Origin of the sequence: Achromobacter sp. HZ01 (assembly GCF_003267925.1) — a bacterium.
In the GTDB taxonomy this organism is placed as follows: Bacteria; Pseudomonadota; Gammaproteobacteria; order Burkholderiales; family Burkholderiaceae_B; genus Achromobacter; species Achromobacter pulmonis_A.
The window spans coordinates 214621-232433 of the sequence record NZ_LWKV01000005.1 but is presented as its reverse complement, the minus strand read 5'-3'; the positions used below and the strand labels follow the sequence as shown (position 1 = coordinate 232433).

At 67.5% G+C, this 17813-nt stretch carries 16 protein-coding genes; 9 read left to right on the top strand and 7 right to left on the bottom strand.

Annotation, left to right across the window (positions count from 1 at the left end; genetic code table 11):
- The 3 genes from A6B37_RS26175 to A6B37_RS23790 all read left to right on the top strand — a co-directional run.
- On the top strand, positions 1 to 196 hold a 196-nt coding region (locus A6B37_RS26175; RefSeq protein WP_210405815.1), incomplete at its 5' end, for a hypothetical protein.
- A gap of 335 nt (positions 197 to 531) precedes the next feature.
- Positions 532 to 1995 (top strand): ribonuclease G, encoded by a 1464-nt coding sequence (rng, locus tag A6B37_RS23795; protein ID WP_102774932.1) that lies wholly within the window; start codon positions 532 to 534, stop codon positions 1993 to 1995.
- 180 nt (positions 1996 to 2175) lie between these two features.
- Positions 2176 to 2877 (top strand): DUF3053 domain-containing protein, encoded by a 702-nt coding sequence (locus A6B37_RS23790; protein ID WP_102774571.1) that lies wholly within the window; start codon positions 2176 to 2178, stop codon positions 2875 to 2877.
- Here A6B37_RS23790 and A6B37_RS23785 read toward each other — a convergent pair.
- The 4 genes from A6B37_RS23785 to msbA all read right to left on the bottom strand — a co-directional run bounded on the left by A6B37_RS23785 (position 2874) and on the right by msbA (position 8516).
- Positions 2874 to 4352, bottom strand: coding sequence for a sensor domain-containing diguanylate cyclase (locus A6B37_RS23785; protein ID WP_111827079.1), 1479 nt, complete (start codon positions 4350 to 4352; stop codon positions 2874 to 2876). The genes A6B37_RS23790 and A6B37_RS23785 overlap by 4 nt on opposite strands.
- Positions 4353 to 4488: 136 nt before the next feature.
- The gene (locus A6B37_RS23780) at positions 4489 to 4719 is read right to left on the bottom strand and encodes a hypothetical protein (RefSeq protein WP_102774573.1); all 231 of its coding nucleotides are present in this window, start codon (positions 4717 to 4719) and stop codon (positions 4489 to 4491) included.
- 121 nt (positions 4720 to 4840) lie between these two features.
- On the bottom strand, positions 4841 to 6646 hold the full coding sequence (locus A6B37_RS23775; RefSeq protein WP_111827078.1) for a monovalent cation:proton antiporter-2 (CPA2) family protein: 1806 nt from the start codon (positions 6644 to 6646) through the stop codon (positions 4841 to 4843).
- A gap of 94 nt (positions 6647 to 6740) precedes the next feature.
- Positions 6741 to 8516, bottom strand: a complete 1776-nt coding sequence (gene msbA, locus A6B37_RS23770; RefSeq protein WP_102774575.1) for a lipid A export permease/ATP-binding protein MsbA — start codon at positions 8514 to 8516, stop codon at positions 6741 to 6743.
- 105 nt (positions 8517 to 8621) lie between these two features.
- Between msbA and A6B37_RS23765 the strand changes: the two genes are divergently transcribed.
- Genes A6B37_RS23765 through A6B37_RS23755 form a run of 3 tightly spaced genes read left to right on the top strand, consistent with a single transcriptional unit; the run spans position 8622 to position 10642 of the window.
- The gene (locus A6B37_RS23765; RefSeq protein WP_102774576.1) at positions 8622 to 9590 is read left to right on the top strand and encodes a glycosyltransferase family 9 protein; all 969 of its coding nucleotides are present in this window, start codon (positions 8622 to 8624) and stop codon (positions 9588 to 9590) included.
- Positions 9591 to 9605: 15 nt separating this feature from the next.
- Positions 9606 to 10370, top strand: a complete 765-nt coding sequence (locus tag A6B37_RS23760; RefSeq protein WP_102774577.1) for a YdcF family protein — start codon at positions 9606 to 9608, stop codon at positions 10368 to 10370.
- On the top strand, positions 10361 to 10642 hold the full coding sequence (locus A6B37_RS23755; RefSeq protein ID WP_111827077.1) for a YkgJ family cysteine cluster protein: 282 nt from the start codon (positions 10361 to 10363) through the stop codon (positions 10640 to 10642). Before A6B37_RS23760 ends, A6B37_RS23755 begins: the two co-directional genes overlap by 10 nt.
- Before the next feature lie 58 nt (positions 10643 to 10700).
- Here A6B37_RS23755 and A6B37_RS23750 read toward each other — a convergent pair whose 3' ends face one another.
- Complete coding sequence (locus A6B37_RS23750; protein ID WP_111827076.1) at positions 10701 to 12023, bottom strand: sigma-54 dependent transcriptional regulator; 1323 nt, start codon at positions 12021 to 12023, stop codon at positions 10701 to 10703.
- Complete coding sequence (locus tag A6B37_RS23745; RefSeq protein ID WP_111827075.1) at positions 12016 to 13407, bottom strand: HAMP domain-containing sensor histidine kinase; 1392 nt, start codon at positions 13405 to 13407, stop codon at positions 12016 to 12018. The genes A6B37_RS23750 and A6B37_RS23745 overlap by 8 nt, the downstream gene beginning before the upstream one ends.
- 344 nt (positions 13408 to 13751) lie before the next feature.
- On the opposite strand from A6B37_RS23745, the gene A6B37_RS23740 reads away from it, so the two are divergent.
- The 3 genes from A6B37_RS23740 to A6B37_RS23730 all read left to right on the top strand — a co-directional run bounded on the left by A6B37_RS23740 (position 13752) and on the right by A6B37_RS23730 (position 16287).
- A complete protein-coding gene (locus tag A6B37_RS23740; RefSeq protein ID WP_246842553.1) occupies positions 13752 to 14237 on the top strand; it encodes a tripartite tricarboxylate transporter TctB family protein in 486 nt (161 codons plus the stop codon).
- A gap of 3 nt (positions 14238 to 14240) precedes the next feature.
- Positions 14241 to 15758, top strand: a complete 1518-nt coding sequence (locus A6B37_RS23735; protein ID WP_111827074.1) for a tripartite tricarboxylate transporter permease — start codon at positions 14241 to 14243, stop codon at positions 15756 to 15758.
- Positions 15759 to 15864: 106 nt separating this feature from the next.
- Entirely contained in the window at positions 15865 to 16287 is a 423-nt protein-coding gene (locus A6B37_RS23730; RefSeq protein ID WP_111827085.1) for a hypothetical protein, read from the top strand.
- A 24-nt stretch (positions 16288 to 16311) separates the two neighbouring features.
- Here the strand turns inward: A6B37_RS23730 and A6B37_RS23725 are convergent, their stop codons facing one another.
- Positions 16312 to 17787 carry a DUF1254 domain-containing protein gene (locus A6B37_RS23725; RefSeq protein ID WP_111827073.1) on the bottom strand — a complete coding sequence of 492 codons (1476 nt, stop codon included), beginning with the start codon at positions 17785 to 17787 and terminating at the stop codon, positions 16312 to 16314.
- Positions 17788 to 17813 lie beyond the last annotated feature (26 nt).

The window sequence follows — 17813 nt, the reverse complement described above, 5'->3', positions numbered from 1 at the left end:
CACTGCTAAATTCTTTACTGCCTGCCTCGCAGCAACTTCGCTTTCGCGACGGTCGCTGTGTCAGCAGAGAAACGAGATTATGAAGAAGTTTTTATCGCTTGTCAAGTCAGCGTCGCTTATCGCTTTGCTTTCCTGCCGCAGCCTCTTCAGCCCCTTTCCTCTTTGGCAGCTATCGAAATATCAGGGTAAACCCTAGCGTTTCGGTAACTGCCAAGCCCAAGACTATAGCACATTATTTTCGAATTGCGCAACTGACTTCTGCCTGATTTGCGCGATCCATGCAATGATGCTTGCCTGGCCCCGCCGTTCGAAAAACTGTCCGAACTGCGAAGGAGCGAGACTATAGCACAACTTTTGAACCCGTGTGGCAAGCCCTCGCCCGACGCAGGGATTGCGTTTGCCCCCCCTATATATAGGCATGCGGAACCAGGTTCCATTTCGAGCTTGCCTGGGAAATAGGTACGTTTACTATTCGCCATGTACGCTGCATCCAAAATTGGAGACGATTCCCCCATGCCCCCCGCCATCGCCATGAGCGAAGATATCCTGATCAATGTCACGCCTTTCGAGACCCGCGTTGCGCTGGTGGAACAAGGGTCGGTGCAGGAACTCCATGTGGAACGCAGCATCCAGCGCGGCCACGTGGGCAATATCTATCTGGGGCGGGTGGTCCGGGTGCTGCCGGGTATGCAGAGCGCGTTCGTCGATATCGGGCTGGAGCGCGCCGCCTTCATCCATATCGCGGATCTGCGCGAAAACCGCGGCGAACGCAGCCAGGGCCTGACGCCCACGCCCATCGAGAAGCTGCTGTTCGAGGGACAGACCATCATGGTGCAGGTGGTCAAGGACCCCTTGGGCACCAAGGGCGCGCGCCTGTCGACCCAGATCAGCATGGCGGGCCGGATGTTGGTGTATCTGCCCCATGACCCGCACATCGGCATTTCCCAGAAGATCGATGACGAATCCGAACGCATCCAGCTGCGCGAACGGCTGCAGGCCCTGATGCCCGCCGACGAGAAAGGCGGATTCATCGTGCGCACCCAGGCCGAAGGCGCCAACGACGACGAACTGACGGCGGACCTGGAGTACCTGCGCAAGCTCTGGACCAGCGTGCAGGCCGCCGCCCGCAGCCAACCCGCCCCCGCCCTGCTGCACCAGGACCTCACGCTGGCGCAGCGGGTGCTGCGCGATATGGTGGGGCCGGCGACCGGTTCCATCCTGGTCGATTCCCGCACCACCAGCGCCGCCATGCTCGAATGGGCGCGCATCTACACGCCTTCGGTGGTCGGCCGCATCCAGCACTACAGCGGCGAGCGGCCGCTGTTCGACACGGCCAACGTGGACGAGGAGATCGCCCGCGCGCTGTCGCGCCGGGTCGACCTGAAATCGGGCGGCTATCTCATCATCGACCAGACCGAGGCGCTGACCACCGTGGACGTCAATACCGGCGGCTTCGTGGGCGGGCGCAATTTCGACGACACCATCTTCAAGACCAACCTGGAAGCCGCGCAGGCGATTGCGCGGCAGTTGCGCCTGCGCAACCTGGGCGGCATCGTGATCCTGGACTTCATCGATATGGAAGACCAGGACCATCGCGACACTGTGCTGGCCGAACTGAAGAAGGCGCTGTCGCGCGACCGCACGCGCATGACGGTCAATGGCTTCACGCAGTTGGGCCTGGTGGAGATGACCCGCAAGCGCACCCGCGATTCGCTGGCGCACCAGCTGTGCGAGCCCTGCCCCATGTGCGAGGCGCGCGGCAACGTGCGCACGCCGCGCACCGTGTGCTATGAGATCCTGCGCGAAATCCTGCGCGAGGCGCGGCAGTTCAATCCGAAGGAATTCCGCATCCTGGCCTCGCAGGACGTGATAGACCTGTTTCTGGAAGAAGAAAGCCAGCACCTGGCGATGCTGGGCGATTTCGTGGGCAAGCGCGTGTCGCTGGAAGTGGAAAGCCGCTACACGCAGGAGCAGTACGACATCATTCTGGTCTAGACCGTTAACAGGTTAGCCGCAGGAATTCACGTCATTGTGTATGAATTATGTTTCTTAAGGCTTCTTTTGAAATGAAGTTTGAAACCAATGGCGACGAAAACCTCCAGTCGATAAGCTGCGGGCGCTTTGCGGGGCAGAACCCGCCTCGCGCCCTTTCTTTTGCTTTCGGAGGTCTATTCGATGAAGTCCCTATTCCGTCCGTTCCTGGTGCTGGCCGCCGCGCTGCCGCTGGTGTTGGCCGCCTGCGGCGACAAGGAGCCTGAACAGCGTGCCGCGTTCACGCAGTTCCTGCAGACTCGCATCGTGGACAAGCCCGGCGTGCGCGTGCCGCAGCTGACGGACGAGGAGAAGAAGTCCTTTGGCGATTACGCCGCCCACTACGCCGTCATCACCGACTTCAACGCCGGCATGGACGCCTCGGTCAAGCCGCTGTCGGGCATCATGCAGAAGGGCTCGGTGCGCTCGCTCAACGATATCGTGGCGCGCCGCGACGACCTGAAGTCGGTGCAGGCCTCGCTCAACGACATGGGCACGGCGCTGCAGGCGGAACAGGCCAAGGCCGACGCCGCGCATGCGAAGCTCAAGCAGCCCGAGGACCTGAAGGCCGTCTACGACAAGGCCTATGAGAAGACCGTGAGCCTGCCGGCCGACACCTTCCGCGACACGCTGCCGCAGCTGAACGCGACCTTCGACGCCAGCCTGAAGATCGCCGACTACGTGGCCGCGCACGCCAAGCAGATCGATATGTCCGGCCCGGTGGTCAAGGTGCAGGACCCCGCCGTGCAGGCCGAGCTGAACAAGCTGCTGCAGGATCTGAACGCGCAGGCCAAGAACGTGCAGCAGGCGCAGACGCGCATGCAGGCCGTGATGATCGGCCGCTAAGCGGCTTCGCCCGCCACCGCCACGCGATTGCGGCCCGCGTGCTTGGCCTGATAGAGGGCGGCGTCGGCCGCCGCCGCCAGGCCGGCCGCCGATTCGTCCGCCCGCGGGATGGCGGTGGCCACTCCCACGCTGACCGTGACGATGCCGGCCTCGCTCGCCTCGTGCGGCACGCGCAGCCCGGCGATGGTCTGCCGGATGCTTTCGGCGACGGCCGCGGCGCGCTCGCGGCCGGTGTCGGGCAGCAGCACCACGAATTCCTCGCCGCCGTAACGCGCCGCCAGATCGCGCGGCCGCCGCGCTTTCTGCTTGAGCGCCAGCGCCATCACCTTCAGCAGTTCATCGCCTTCCGGATGGCCATAGCGGTCGTTGTAGCGCTTGAAGTGGTCCGCATCCAGGAACAGCAGCGACAGCGGCGTCTGCTCGCGGCGCGCGTCGCGCCATTCGCGCGCCAGGGCCTCGTCGAAGGCGCGGCGGTTAGGCATGCCGGTCAATCCGTCCGTCTGCGCCTGCGCCGCCAGCTGCGCCTCGACCGCCTGCCGCAGGCGCATCTCGCGGCGAAACAGCGCGATCAACGCCATCACCGACAGGAACAGCGCGGCGGTGACCGCCACCACCAGCACGGCGCGGCGCGTCCAGGGCTCGAATACTTCGTCCACGTCCATGGCCACGTCGAGGATCAGCGGCGTGTCCTCGATGGCGTCGAAGGTATAGAGGCGATTGATGCCGTCCGGCGACAGCACGCCCACGAACGAGCCTTCGCGGCGGACCAGGAACTGCTGGAAATCCGGCGACATGCCGATATTGCTGCCCAGGTCGGACAGGGAATAGGGATTGCGCAGCAGCACCACGCCGTCGTTGCGGAAGATGGTGATCTCGTCGCCCTCGCCGATCGACAGCGCCGCCAGCCGGTCGCGGAAATAGGCCAGGCGCAGCGAACCGCCCACGATGCCGGCGAAGCTACCGTCCGGATTGGACAGGCGCCGGCTGATGGTGATGCTTTCGTCGCCTTCGCGCAGGCGGCTGTGATAGGGCTTGCTGACATAGAGACCGACGTCGCCGGCGTCGCGATGCACCTGGAAGAAGTCCCGGTCCGCGAAGTTCAGCGTCGGCGGCTCGAGGGAACCGGAGTGGTAGCGGATATTGCCGTCCTTGTCGGTCACCACGATGGCGCCCAGGTACTCGGCCGTGGACGAGCGGTCGAACAGGAAGCGTTGGCGCGTGGCCCGCGCAAGGTTCTCCAGGCCGGGTTCGGCCAGGCGCTCCATCACGCCTTGCAGCGACAGGTCGTAGAACTGCACCGTGCGGCTGATGTCGGCCGACAGCACGCCGGTGATGTTGCGCGCCGACACGCGCGCGGCCTCCCAGGTGTCGCGCCGGTCGATCCAGAGCAGCGCCACGGACGCGGCGCAGATTCCGGCCGCGAGCAGCACCGCCAAGGCGTACAGCGCGCGATGTAGAAACCTGCGTGACTTCAAATACGGCGCTCCTACGCAAGGGAGGTCGGGATGTCGCAGCTCATGCGCACGGGCGACTCACGCCGCCGATGATGCCGACACCCGGCCCGGGACGCAAGATCCCGGCCGTAAAAAAGGGACGCAGCACATGCAATCGTCAGGACGCCGCCGGCGCGCCGATGCGGAACGGAAATGCCTTGGCGCCCCGCGCCCTGTCGGTCTCGCGGTGCGCGCCGATCGACCACGCGGGCCCGGCGCCGCCGGTCTGCGACAGCAGACGGCGCATCGATCCGGCGGAAAACCCGCAATGCAAGGCCAGCGCCTGGCGGCGCGCCAGTTCTACGCCGACGGCGTGCGGCGTCGTGGAAATCCGATCCGATTGCAGCATGGCATTCCCCTGGCAAACGCGCTTCATGATCGAAGCGTCTGTGCGGATTAATCTACCGCACTCGCCCGCGCTTGCGCATGAAATGATGCGTAACGTAACGCATATAAAAGGAAATAGTGATTTATGCCGTGGGCGTGGACGGGGCGGCGCCGGTTTCGCGGTCGGGTTTGTCGTTGCGGCCGTCGGCCGGCGCGCTCATGTTGCCGTACAGCAGCGAGCGGCCGGCGAACAGGCCGCCGGCCACTTCCAGCTCGAAGCGGTCGGTGTCGCGCCTGCGCACGTCCTGGACCACCTCGGCGGCCTCGTCGGGCGGCACCCCGACCGCCCGCAGCGCGGCCTCGCCGAAGACCAGCGCCGATTCCAGGGTCTCGCGCACCTGGTAATCCACCCCCTCCTTGGCCAGCGCCAGCGAATGGATACGGTCGTAGGCGCGCACCACCACCTTCACCAGCGGGAATTCCGCCTTGACCAGCTTGACCATGTGGCTGATCGAGACCGGGTTGTCGATGCAGATCAGGATGACCTGGGCGTTCTCCGCGCCCGCGGTGCGCAGCATGTCGACCCGGGTGCCGTCGCCGTAGTACACCTTGACGCCCCATTTGGCGGCCGCCCGGATGGCGTCGGTGTCGGTGTCCAGGATGGACACCTTGAGGCCGCGCGCCAGCATGGCCTGGGTCACGATCTGGCCGAAGCGCCCGAAACCCACGATCAGCACGCAGCCGTCCAGGTCCTTGGCCACGTCCACGCCTTCCATGGACGGCGCCGGCTTGGGCAGCAGCCAGCGCAGCGCCAGCACGCACAAGGGCGTCAAGGCCATGGAGATGATGACGACCGCCGTCAGCACGGCGCCGGTATGCGCGTCGAAGATGCCGGCCGCGGCCGCCGCCCCGTACAGCACGAAGGCGAATTCGCCGCCCTGGGCCAGCAGGGCGCTGCGGGTGACCGCCTCGGCATGGCTGGCGCGCAGGGCCCGCGCCACCGCGTACACGCCCAGCGACTTCACCAGCATGAAGACCGCCACCGCCGCCAGGATCAGGGGCCATTCGCGCGCCACGGCGGCCAGGTCCAGCGACATGCCCACGCCCAGGAAGAACAGCCCCAGCAGAATGCCGCGGAACGGTTCGATCTCGGCCTCGAGCTGGTGGCGGAAGGTGGATTCCGACAGCAGCACCCCGGCCAGGAAGGCGCCCATGGCCATGGACAGCCCGCCCAGTTCCATGAGCAGCGCCGCCCCCAGCACCACCAGGAGCGCGGCCGCGGTCATGACTTCGCGCGCGTGCGCGGCCGCCAGCAGGCGGAACAGCGGATTGAGCAGCCAGCGGCCCGCCGCCAGCAGCGCCAGGATGCAGCCCATGGCGATGGCGGCCTGCAGCCACGGGTCGCCCTGCTCGGCGCCGCCTGCCGGCGCCAGCAGGCTGGCCAGGGCCAGCAGCGGCACGATGGCCAGGTCTTCGAGCAGCAGGATGGACACGATGCGCTGGCCCTGCGAGCTGGCGGTCTCGCCGCGCTCGCCCAGGATCTGCATGACGATGGCGGTGGACGACAGCACGAAGCCCATCGCCGCCATGAAGGCGGCCGGCCCGGACAGCCCGGCCAGCAGGCCGACGCCGGTCAGCAACGCGCCGCAGGCCAGCACCTGCGCCACGCCCAGGCCGAAGATTTCGCCGCGCAGCTTCCACAGGCGCGAGGGCTGCATTTCCAGCCCGATGATGAAGAGGAACATGACCACGCCGAGTTCGGCGACGTGGAGGATGGATTTGGGATCGGAGAAAAAGCCCAGCCCGAACGGGCCGATCACCAGGCCGGCGGCCAGGTAGCCCAGGACGGAGCCCAGGCCCAGCCGCTTGAACAAGGGAACCGCCACCACGGCAGCCCCCAACAGGACGACGACGTTGACGAGCTGATTGCCGTCGGAAGGCAGGGACATGGAGCGCTCCTGGGTGTATCTAGCGGCAATTTTCCGGCTATCCCGCGGATTGGCAATCCGGAAATGCGACAGGAAGCGAACGCCCCCTGCCGCTTCAGTCTTCCCGGAACTGCATCTTGTAGAGCGAGGCGTACAGGCCGTTGGCCGCCAGCAGCTCGGCGTGCGCGCCCTGCTCCACGATCTTGCCGGCGTCCAGCACGATGATGCGGTCGGCGTTCTGCACCGTCGACAGGCGGTGGGCGATGACCAGCGTGGTGCGGCCCTTCATGAGGCGCTCCAGCGAGGCCTGCACCTGGCGCTCGGATTCGTTGTCGAGGGCGGAGGTGGCCTCGTCCAGGATCAGGATGGGCGCGTTCTTGATCAGCGCCCGGGCGATCGCCAGGCGCTGGCGCTGGCCGCCCGACAGGCGCGCGGCGTTCTCGCCCACCGGCGTGTTCAGGCCCTGCGGCAGGCCTTCGACGAACTCCAGCAGGTTGGCGGCCGCCAGGGCGTCGCGCACCTTCTGTTCGCTGGAGTTGCCCAGCGCGCCGTAGCCGACGTTGGCGGCGATAGAGTCGTCGAACAGCACCACGTCCTGGCTGACCAGCGACAGGTGCGAACGCAGGCTGCGCAGCGTCAGCTCGCCGATGGGCACGTCGTCGACCAGGATCTGGCCGCTGTCGGCCAGCACGAAGCGCGGCAGCATGTTGACCAGCGTGGTCTTGCCGCTGCCCGAGCGCCCCACCAGGGCCACGGTCTGGCCGGGTTCGACCACGAAGGACACGTCGTTGACGGTGTCGCGGTCGGCGTCCGGGAAGCGGTGCGACACGGCGCGGAACTCGACCTTGCCGCGCACCGGCTCGGCCAGGGTGCGGGTGCCGGTATCGCCTTCGGGCGTCTGGTCGATCAGGGTGAATACGCTTTCGGCCGACACCAGCATCTTCTGCATGCGCGCGGCCACGTTGGTCAGGCGCTTGATGGGGTCGAAGATCTGGGCCAGCGCGGCCATGAACGAGGCGAAGCTGCCCACGGTGAGCGCGCCGCTGTTGGCCTGGCTCAGCGCCACCGCGATGACCGCGCCGACCGAGATCGAAATGCAGACCTGGGTCAGCGGGGTCAGCGCGGCGTCGGCCGTGGCGGTGCGCATGGCGAAGCGACGCAGGCGGCGGTTGACGAAGTCGAAGCGTCCGCGCTCGACCTCGTAGCCGTCGAACAGCTTGATGACGCGCTGGCCGTCGATGCCCTCGCCGACCACGCGGGTCAGCTCGGCGTTCATGTTGACGGTTTCGCGGTTGATGCGGCGCAGGCGCTGGATGAAGAAGCGCGAGATCAGCACCGAGACGGGCAGCATGATCAGGATGATGAGCGTCAGCACCCAGGACATGTACAGCAGCACGCAGATCAGCGCGACCACCACCAGGGTCTCGCGCACCAGCACCGTGATGACGTCGGTGGCGTAGCCGGTGACGTTGCCGGCGTCGATGGTGAAGCGGTTGAGCAGGCGGCCGGTGTCGCCCTGCTTGAAATCGGCGTCCGGCAGGCCCAGCAGGCGCTCGAACATGTCGCGCCGCATGCCCAGCAGCACGTTGTTGGCGACCCACGCCAGCAGGTAGTCGCTGAAGAAGTTGCAGATGCCGCGCAGCAGGATCAGGCCGATCACCGCCAGCGGCAGCGCCCAGACGTAGTAGGGCTTGGCCCCCGAAAAGCCGCCGTCGAGCAAGGGCTTCATGATGACGGCCAGGACGGGCTGGGTGGCGGCCGCGCCCGCCATCAGCAGGATGGCCAGCAGCAAGCCCTTCCAGTAAGAGCCCACGCGGCTGTAGATCCGCCTCCAGAGTTCGGCTTTGACAGGCTGGGAGCCCGCGGGCGCATGGCGTGCGGCAGAATTCAAAGGGATCACTCGCTTTTATACAATTGTGGCGAGAATTGTACCGGCTGCGCGCACACGCGCCGCCGGTTGCGCCCCGCTTAGCCCTAACGCGCCCTGCGCCCCTCCATGTCCGATATCAGTTGTTTGTACGTCCGGCTGCCCAATTGGGTGGGCGATGTCTGCATGAGCCTGCCCAGCCTGCGCGCCCTGCACGCCAGCGGGCTGCCCCTGGTGATCTGCGCCCGACCGTGGGCGCGCGACCTGCTCGACGGGGTGGCCAAGCAGGATTTCATCCCGATGCGGGGCAAGGTCGGCCCCGACCGCGCCGCCGTCAGCGCCCACCGGCGCGCCCTGGGCGCCCAGGGCCGGCATGCCCGCGGCCTGCTGCTGCCGGATTCGCTGTCCAGCGCCCTGGTGTTCCGGCTGGCCGGCCTGCCCTCGGCGGGCTACCGCGACGACGGCCGCAGCTTCCTGCTGCGCTGGCCGGTGACCAAGCCCGACGACTCCCTGCACGCGGTCCAGTCCTGGCATTACCTGACCCGCGAGGCCCTGAAGCGCTGGGGCCTGCCCGCCGGCCCGGCCGATCCGGGCCCGACCCTGGACCTGCCCCTGACCGCCGCGCACCGCGAGGCCGCCGCCCAGGCCCTGGAAGCCGCCGGGCTGGCCGGCCGCCGCTTCGTCCTGATCGCGCCCACCGCCACCGGCCTGCACAAGGGCAGGATCAAGGTCTGGCCGGGATTCGATACACTTACCCGCGCCCTCCAGGCCGAGGGCCATACCGTGGTAATGTGCCCCCCTCCGGCCGAAACCGAGGAGGCCCGGCGCAATGCCCCGACGGCGCAATTGCTGCCGCCGCTGTCCCTGGGCGCCTTCGCGGCGCTGACGGCCAGCGCGGCGTTGGTGATTTGCAACGATTCGGGCGTGTCCCACGTCGCCGCGGCCGCCGCCGCGCGGGAGCTGACCCTGTTCGGCGTGACCCGGCCGGGACGCACCGGCCCGTGGTCGCCGCGGGCGGTCTGCCTCGGCACGGACAACGCCTGGCCGTCGGTCGAGCAAGCCGTGCAGCAAGCCACAAGCCTGCTGCACGAGACGTAGTAATCAGGACTGTAAATGCCTCTTTCGAGTTATCTCGCGAATCTGATCATCCCCGCCAACCTGTGCATGGCCCTGGTCGCCGTGGGCCTGGTGCTGGGCCTGTTCCGGCTGCGCAAGACCGGCGGCGCGCTGATCGCGGCCGGCCTGCTGTGGGCGCTGGCCTGGTCGCTGCCGGCGACCTCGCTATGGCTGGGCGGCGCGCTGGAATCCCGCTACCCGCACCTGCCGCCCGAGCAATCCCCCACCGCCGACGCCATCGTGGTGCTGGGCGGCAACACCGCCAACGGCCGCGCCAACTGGTTCCTGCCCTACGACAAAAGCACGGCCATCGTGCGCATCGACACGGCCGCCGAACTCTATCTGGCCGGCCGCGCGCCCAAGGTGCTGCTGTCCGGCGGCGCGCTCGAGGGCGACGTGAGCGAAGCCCGCGGCATGGCCCACAACATCCGCCAGCAGGGCGTGCCGGAATCGGCGCTGATCCTGGAGAACTCCAGCCGCACCACCTACGAGAACGCCGCGCTCACCGAAGACAAGCTCAAGGCCCGCGGCATCGGCAAGATCCTGCTGGTGACCTCGGCGCTGCACATGCCGCGCGCCATGGCGGCCTTCTCCAAGCAGGGCGTGCAGGCCATCGCCGCCCCCACCCCGCCGCAGATCGTGGCGCCGGCCGACGGCTCGCTGCCGCTGTGGCTGCCCGACCAGCGCACGTTCGACGCCAGCCGCTCCATCATCAAGGAATACGCGGGCCTGTTCGTCTACTGGCTGCGCGGATGGGTCTGAGCGCGGCCCCGCTGGACTGCCGGCCCGGCTGCGGCGCCTGCTGCATCGCGCCGTCCATCACCCGCCCGATTCCCGGCATGCCCCAGGGCAAGCCGGCCGGCGTGCCCTGCGTCCAGCTGCTGCCGGACATGCGCTGCGCCATCTTCGGCCTGCCGTCGCGCCCGGATTTCTGCGGCGGCCTGCAGCCCCAGGCGGAGATGTGCGGCGCCGATCGAGAGCATGCGATCCGTTGGCTGGGGGAGTTGGAGCGGGCGACCCGGCCGGGGGGGTGATGGGTTTCGCGCGCTGAACAGTGGGTTCTTGTTCAGGAAATCTCGCGCTGCACCCAGCCTACGGTTCCTCCGTTTCCGCGTCCCGGGACGCTCGCGTGCGGAGTTTCTTCCAGAGCGTGGTTCTGGATATTCCCAGCCGTTTCGCCGCCAGGCCCATATGCCCGCCCGACTCGGAGATGGCCTGCTGGATGGCGCGCTGTTCGGCGTCCAGGCGGGTGACGGCCAGCACCGGGCTCTCGTCATTGAGTTTTCTTTCGGGAAACAGGTCGCTGGCCGACAGCGTGCGGCGGTCGGCCATGACGATGGCGCGGGCGATACGGTTGCGCATTTCGCGGATGTTGCCGGGCCAGTCGTGGGCGGCCAGGGCGGCGAGCGCGTCGTCGGCGAGCCGGACGTCGGCGGCGTTCTGTTCGCCCAGGATGGCCTGGGCCAGCGCGGCGAGCGCGCCCGGACGGTTTCTCAGCGGCGGCAGCGCGACGCGGGCGACGGCCAACCGGTAGAACAGGTCGGCGCGCATGGCGCCCTGCGCCAGCGCCGCGTCGAGATCGCCGCAGGTGCTGGCCAGGATGCGGCAGTCGGCCCGGCGGCTGCCGGATTCGCCCAGCGGCCGGTATTCCCCGTTTTCCAGCACCCGCAGCAGGACGGCCTGCGCCTTGGGGCTGAGTTCGGCGATCTCGTCCAGATACAGCGTGCCGCCCGAGGCCTGCGAAAACAGGCCTTCGCGGGCCGCGCTGGCGCCGCTGAACGCGCCTCTGGCATGGCCGAACAGCTCGCTTTCGACCAGGTCGGTGGCCAGGGCGGCGCAATTGACGGCGACGAACGGCCCCGCGGCCTGCGCGGAGCGCCAATGGCAATAGCGGGCCGCGCGGTCCTTGCCGGCGCCGGTTTCGCCTTCGAACAGTATCGGCAGCGCGCTCGGGGCCAGGCGTTCGAGTTCCTGCGCCAGCGCCGCGGTCGAATGGTCCAGGGCGAACGGGTTCTCCAATACCTGCGCGCCGGCGCTGTCGGGCTGCGCGGCCAGCACCGCGCGGATGCGCGCGATCAGCGTGTCGGCGTCGTACGGCTTGGTCAGGTAATCGTTGGCGCCGGCCGCGACCAGGCGCACGGCCTGGGCGATATCGCCATAGGCGGTCGCGAACACCACGGTGGTCTGCGCCAGGTACGGAATCAGGCGGCGGTACAGGTCCTCGCCCGAGCCGTCCGGCAGGCGGATGTCGGCCAGCACGAACGCCGGCCGGATGCGCGTGCGGCGGAAAATCTCCACGGCCTGCGCGCAGCTCTGCACCCACTGGGCGGCGATGCCTTCGAGCCGCAGGCGCTGCAGCAAGGCGCCGCCCAGCACCATGTCGTCCTCGATCAGCAGAACCTGGATGTCATTCACCACGGGCCTCCGGCGGTAAAAAGGGAAGGCGCACCGAAATGCGCGTGCCGGCGCGATGCCGCGTCACGCGCAGGCGCGCCTGCATGGTTTTGATGAGATCGGCGGACACCTGAAGGCCGATGCCGTCGCCGCCGGCCTGGCCGCCCCGCAAGGCCTGCATGGCGCAGGCGGGCAGACCGGCGCCGCCATCGCAAACGTGCAGCGCGAGCGCCTGGCCGCGCGCCCGCGCGCAGACCCGCACCTGCGCGCCCGCGGGCGAGGCCGCGATGGCGTTCAGCACCAGGTTGAGCAGCAGCTGGCGCACGGTCGCGGCGGGCAGCGGCAAGGTCGCCGCCGCGTCCATCCCGTCGCAATGCAGCGCGACGCCGACGCCGCGATTGTCCGCCTGCGCGCTGACCAGCAGGCGTATGTCGGCGATGTCCTCGGCGCGCAGCAGCGCTTCGCCGGGGCGGAAGGTGCGCAGGCTCGCGTCGACCACGGCCTGCAGGGCCTGCACGCCGCGCTCGATGAAATCCAGCGACTCGTCGCGCACCTCACGGCGTTCGCCGAACTGCCTGAGCGTCTGGACCGCGGTGCGCAGGCCGCCCAGCGGATTGCGCACTTCGTGCGCCAGCGCCGCCGACATGCGGCCAAGCACGGCTTCGCGTTCCAGGCGCGCCTGCCTTTGCGCCAGCGCTTCGCGCTCGCGCGCGCTCTGCGCCATCCAGTTGTAGGCCGCGATGAGTTCGGCCAGCTCCGGGTCCGTGGTGCGCAAGGCCATGGTCTGCGGCCGGTCCGCGCGCGCGGCGCGCAGCGCCTGGGTCAGCGAGGTGATGGGCCGCTGCAGGCGCCGCGCCATGCCGTAGCAGACCAGCGCGCCGAGCAGGCTGACGACCAGGCCGACCAGCACCAGCTCCAGGGCCAGCTCGGCGCGCTGCCGCTGGAAGTCGCCGACGTCCAGGTTGGCGACGAGGCTGCCGAGCTGCGGCCGTTCGGCGTCGAGCAGCCGCCAGGTCCACACGCCATTGGCGCCGGCGCCGAGCAAGGCGCCCGCGGGCTGCGCGATCGAGGCCAGCGGCACCGGCTCGACTTCCGGATAGCGGGCGACGTGGGCAAGCACGCGCTGGCCGGGGGCCACGACGGCGAGCGTCCTGTCGACCACGCCCAGGTGCGTGTCCAGCGCGCGGTTGAGCACCTCCACCATCTGGTCCGCGTCATTGGCCAGCACCGCCGGCAGGACCGCCGCCGAGAGTCCGTCCAGATACACCTGGCCGAGATTGTCGATCTGGCGGTCGAACTGGCGCGACAGGCCATGCAGGGCCAGCGAGATGAGCGCGGCCGAGATCACGAGAAAAAGCAGCGAGACCGCGAGCGGAATTCTGGTGGTGAGCGGCAGGCGAAGCATGGCGGGCGGCGGCGAACGACGAAACAGGGATTATGCCGCGCCCGCAATGGCCCTTGGACATGCAAGTTTTGGCAAGCGGGACGGCGCCCGGCAAATCCCGTGCCAGCAGCGGCGCCGGCCCTTGCGCGGCCCGTGCTTGTTCACTTTCGTGAACATCGCGATGTTCACGATGTTCACGGGCGGCAACACGGCGTCGCGCCCCGCTTTCCCATTCATGGTTATCCCGGATTTTTCCGTCTGTTTGCTGAAAGCGAATTGGAAGCCGGTCTTCCTAAAGTGCCGACTACTCGGGCATGCACGGCTGCACGCCGGAGCATGTCGTCAACAAAAAAGGGGAGCACGCCGTGGGCAGCACCATATTTTCCAGAAAGCGCGATCTGTGGGGAGGCGCGTTCATCGCGCTCTGCGGCGCGCTGACCATACTCGAAGCCACTTCATACAGCATCGGCGAACTGGCCCGCATGGGGCCGGGATACTTTCCATTCCTGGTGGGATGTTTCCTGGTCGCGCTGGGCTTGCTGATTCCGCTCGCGCCCGATCCCGACGAGCTCCAGGAAGACCTGGTCAACGACCATCTGCCGCAGCCTGCGCGGCGCGACCGTATCCGCGGCATGGCATGCATCGCCGCCGGCATCGCGCTGTTCATCGTGCTGGGCAGCTACCTGGGCTTTCTGCCGGCCACGTTCGCGCTGGTGTTCGTCTCGGCGATGGGAGACACGTCGAACTCGGTCAAATCGGCCGCCATACTGGCCACGGCGATGACGGTCTTCGGCGCCATCGTGTTTTCCTGGGGGCTGCAGCTGCAGTTCCCGATGCTGCGCTGGGGTTGAGCCATGGATCTATTCGACAACGTATTGCAAGGGTTTTCCGTCGCCTTTCAGTGGAACAACCTGCTGTGGTCCCTGTTCGGCGTGTTCATGGGCAACATGATCGGCGTGCTGCCGGGCATGGGCGTGCTCGCCGCCATTTCCATCCTGCTGCCGCTCACTTACGCCATGACGCCGGTCGCGGCGCTCATGATGCTGGCCGGCATCTATTACGGCGCGCAGTACGGCGGGGGCATCACCTGCATACTGCTGAACCTGCCGGGCACGCCTTCGCACGCCGTCACCTGTCTGGACGGCAACCCGCTGGCGCGCAAGGGCAAATCGGGATCGGCCCTGTTCATGCTGGTCATGGCTTCCTTCGTCGGCGCCAGCGCCGGCATCGTGGTCATGATCCTGTTCTCGCCGCTGCTGGTCGAAGTGGCTTTCAAGTTCGGGCCGGCCGAGTATTTCTCGATGATGATGCTGGGCCTGTTCGCCGGCGCGACGCTGGCCAAGGGGTCCGCGGTCAAGGGCGTGGCCATGGTGTTCCTGGGCCTGCTGCTGGGCGTGGTGGGCACCGACGTCAACACCGGCACCATCCGCTACGCTTTCAACGTGATCGAACTGAGCGACGGCATACAGCTGGTGGCGCTGGCGATGGGGCTGTTCGGCCTGGCGGACTTCTTCGCCAACGTCAACCGCATCGGCAAGGCGACCACCGTGGGCACCCAGGTCAAGATGTCGGTGCGGCCCGAACCTGGCGACATCCGCCAATCGGCCATGCCGGTGGTGCGCGGCAGCGCCATCGGCGCCGTGCTGGGCATACTTCCCGGCACCGGCGCGACCATCGCCTCGTTCATGTCCTACGCCATCGAGAAGCGCGTGTCCAAGACGCCGCAGCGCTTCGGCAACGGCGCCATCGAAGGGATCGCGGGACCGGAAGCGGCGAACAACTCGGCCGCGCAGACCAGCTTCATTCCCACCATGAGCCTGGGGATTCCGGGCGACTCCGTCATGGCGCTGATGCTGGGCGCGCTGATCATCCACGGCATACAGCCCGGCCCGCAGATGGTGACCGAGCACGCCGACCTGTTCTGGGGCCTGATCGCCAGCTTCTGGATAGGCAACGTGCTGCTGGTGGTCATGAACCTGCCGCTGATCGGCATGTGGGCGCGCCTGTTGAAGGTGCCGTACAAGTACCTGTTTCCGTCGGCGCTGTTCTTCGTGTGCGTCGGGGTGTACAGCACCAACAACGCGCTCTTCGACGTGGGCATGGTGCTTGCCCTGGGCCTGGTCGGCTATCTGTTCCTCAAGCTGCGCTTCTCCCCTGCCCCCCTGCTGCTGGGCTTCGTGCTCGGGCCGATGGTCGAGGAGAATTTCCGCCGGGCGCTGCTGCTGTCGCGCGGGGACATGGCCATTTTCGTGGACCGCCCCATCAGCGCGGGCTTCATCTATGCCATCGGCGCGCTCGCGGTCTGGCTGATCTTTTCGGCCGTGCGCGGCAAGAAGCGGGTGCGCGCGCTGGAGGCGGCGCAGGCCCGCTAGCCTCGGCAGGCCGGCGCGCAAGGGCCTGCCCGGCGCTTGCGCGCCTTGTTCTCGGGAGAAAGTCGTGGGGATTTCCGCCATCGCAAGGCCGCGCGAACAGGTCCTGATGCGCAGATTGCCATTCATCGAGTTCATGGAGCTGCTCGAATTCAGCCATCTGCGGTTCGAGCCGCCCGAGCCCGCCGCGGGCGCCGCGCTGCTCGGCACGCTGGAATGGCGCAACGGTCCGCAGCACGACGCCGGCGACGCCTCCGGCATCTATGTCTGCAGCACACTGGAGGCCCTGCGCGATGCGGTGCTGAGCCCTGAAGCCGCGGAAATCCATATCGACAGCCCGGCGCGCGGCCGCATCCGCCTGCGCGCGATCGCCCGGCATCGTTCCGCCGCCGCCAGGCCGCCCTGCATACGCGTGGACCTGAGCGCCCTGATCCGCCGCGTGCTGGTCCCGGCCGCCGCGCCCGCGCATCTGTACGACCTGGTGCGCCACGTGGTCATGACGCGGCTGTGGGTCGAGGTGGCGCGGGTGTAGCCGTCTTTTCCGCGGGACGGGGCTTCACTTCACCTTGACCACGTCATCCGGCTTCCAGGTCTGGTCGTAGAAGGCGTCTTCGGCGCCATACAGCCGCAGCGTGACCAGGAAATTGCGCCCCGGGATGGTCTTGATGAAGGCCGCGTCCACCACGTCCGCCGGCTTCTCCGGGCCGAACCAGATCTCTATCGAACCGTCCTTCTGCTTGGGAATGTCGTAGTAGCCATTCGTCGAAGGCATCAGCTGGTCGGTCTCGGGCATGGTGCCGTCGGTGACGTTGTACGCCGTGACCGCCCAGAACAGCGCGGCCGGGGCATCGGGCGGCAGGCGCAGCTTGTAAGTGCCGGCGCCCGTCAGGAATGCGCCAGTGGCGTCGCGTGTCGTGAAGGGATACTTGGAACCGGCGCCGGTGGTGCGCATCACCATGGCCGGCGCCGATGAATAAGCGATCTGGAAGAACGTGGCGCGCTGGTTCACGTCCAGATAGCTGTCCTGGAACCATTCCGCCGTGGCGCCGGCCCAGGCGCGCTCCCATTGACGGTCCTTGTAATACAGTTGGCGCTGGTCTTCGCGGCCCAGTTGGCGCGTCGCCAGGATCATCTTCGGCGCCGTCTCAACCGCCTTTTTCAGCAGTTCCTGCTGGCGGGCGGTGGGCTTGAACGGCTGTCCCTTGACGATGCCGATGGAGGCCAGCACGCCGCGCAATTCCTGATCGATGGCGGCAACCGGTTCGTAGTCGACGAATTCCTTGAGCTTGGTCCAGTAGGCCTGATCGACGGGGTACATCATGTTGAGCGACTTGCCGGAGGCGTCGGGAAACTCCATCGGCTTGATGTCTTTTTCCACCGCCCACAAGGGGTAGACGCGCGTGGTTTCGGCGGCCTTGACGGCGGGAGCCGGGTCCGGCTTGCCGTCGCCCTGGCCCATGATGGTGCGAAAGAACAGAAAAACGTTATAGGTCGGGGACTTGACCACGAAATAGCTGGAGGGCACATGGCCGTCGTAGTCCGGCGGCAGCAACAGATACAGGCCGCCGCGCGCGCGGTCCGGACCCACGGCGCCCACGTCGGTGAGGGTGCGCTGGAAGAAATCGGTGAACATACCGATGACGTTGGCGGGCGCCTTCACCACCAGCGGCCCGGTCTTTTTCAAATCCAGGTAGCTCATCGAATAGATCACGTCGGCGTTCGGCGTGGGCACCATGGCGCGGGCGTCCATGCGCTTTTTCCAGATCGGCAGCACGTTGTAGCCGGCGCCGAAGGCCTTTTCCGAGCCGTCGCGCATGCCGATCACGTTCAACGCCGGCAGCATGGTCATGTAGGCATGGATGGCGCGTTGGTAATAAAGCTCGTCGCGCAAGCTTTCGGCCTCTTTCGTATCCAGCCAGTTGCCATTGTTCAGTTGCTGAACCAGGGGCGACATGGGAGGCTGGGGCTGCCCGAATACGGGCGCGGCCAGCAGCGTGCTGGCGATCAGGGTAAGTCGGGGCAATACCGGCATGATGCAACTCCGAAATGAGCAGCGGC

What these genes read in the sequence shown, in the direction of transcription:
- rng (WP_102774932.1), top strand. Translation starts at nt 532, where the DNA reads ATGAGCGAAGATATCCTGATCAATGTCACGCCTTTCGAGACCCGCGTT.
- A6B37_RS23790 (WP_102774571.1), top strand. Translation starts at nt 2,176, where the DNA reads ATGAAGTCCCTATTCCGTCCGTTCCTGGTGCTGGCCGCCGCGCTGCCG.
- A6B37_RS23780 (WP_102774573.1), bottom strand. Translation starts at nt 4,719, where the DNA reads ATGCTGCAATCGGATCGGATTTCCACGACGCCGCACGCCGTCGGCGTA.
- A6B37_RS23775 (WP_111827078.1), bottom strand. Translation starts at nt 6,646, where the DNA reads ATGTCCCTGCCTTCCGACGGCAATCAGCTCGTCAACGTCGTCGTCCTG.
- A6B37_RS23765 (WP_102774576.1), top strand. Translation starts at nt 8,622, where the DNA reads ATGTCCGATATCAGTTGTTTGTACGTCCGGCTGCCCAATTGGGTGGGC.
- A6B37_RS23760 (WP_102774577.1), top strand. Translation starts at nt 9,606, where the DNA reads ATGCCTCTTTCGAGTTATCTCGCGAATCTGATCATCCCCGCCAACCTG.
- A6B37_RS23755 (WP_111827077.1), top strand. Translation starts at nt 10,361, where the DNA reads ATGGGTCTGAGCGCGGCCCCGCTGGACTGCCGGCCCGGCTGCGGCGCC.
- A6B37_RS23745 (WP_111827075.1), bottom strand. Translation starts at nt 13,407, where the DNA reads ATGCTTCGCCTGCCGCTCACCACCAGAATTCCGCTCGCGGTCTCGCTG.
- A6B37_RS23735 (WP_111827074.1), top strand. Translation starts at nt 14,241, where the DNA reads ATGGATCTATTCGACAACGTATTGCAAGGGTTTTCCGTCGCCTTTCAG.
- A6B37_RS23730 (WP_111827085.1), top strand. Translation starts at nt 15,865, where the DNA reads ATGCGCAGATTGCCATTCATCGAGTTCATGGAGCTGCTCGAATTCAGC.
- A6B37_RS23725 (WP_111827073.1), bottom strand. Translation starts at nt 17,787, where the DNA reads ATGCCGGTATTGCCCCGACTTACCCTGATCGCCAGCACGCTGCTGGCC.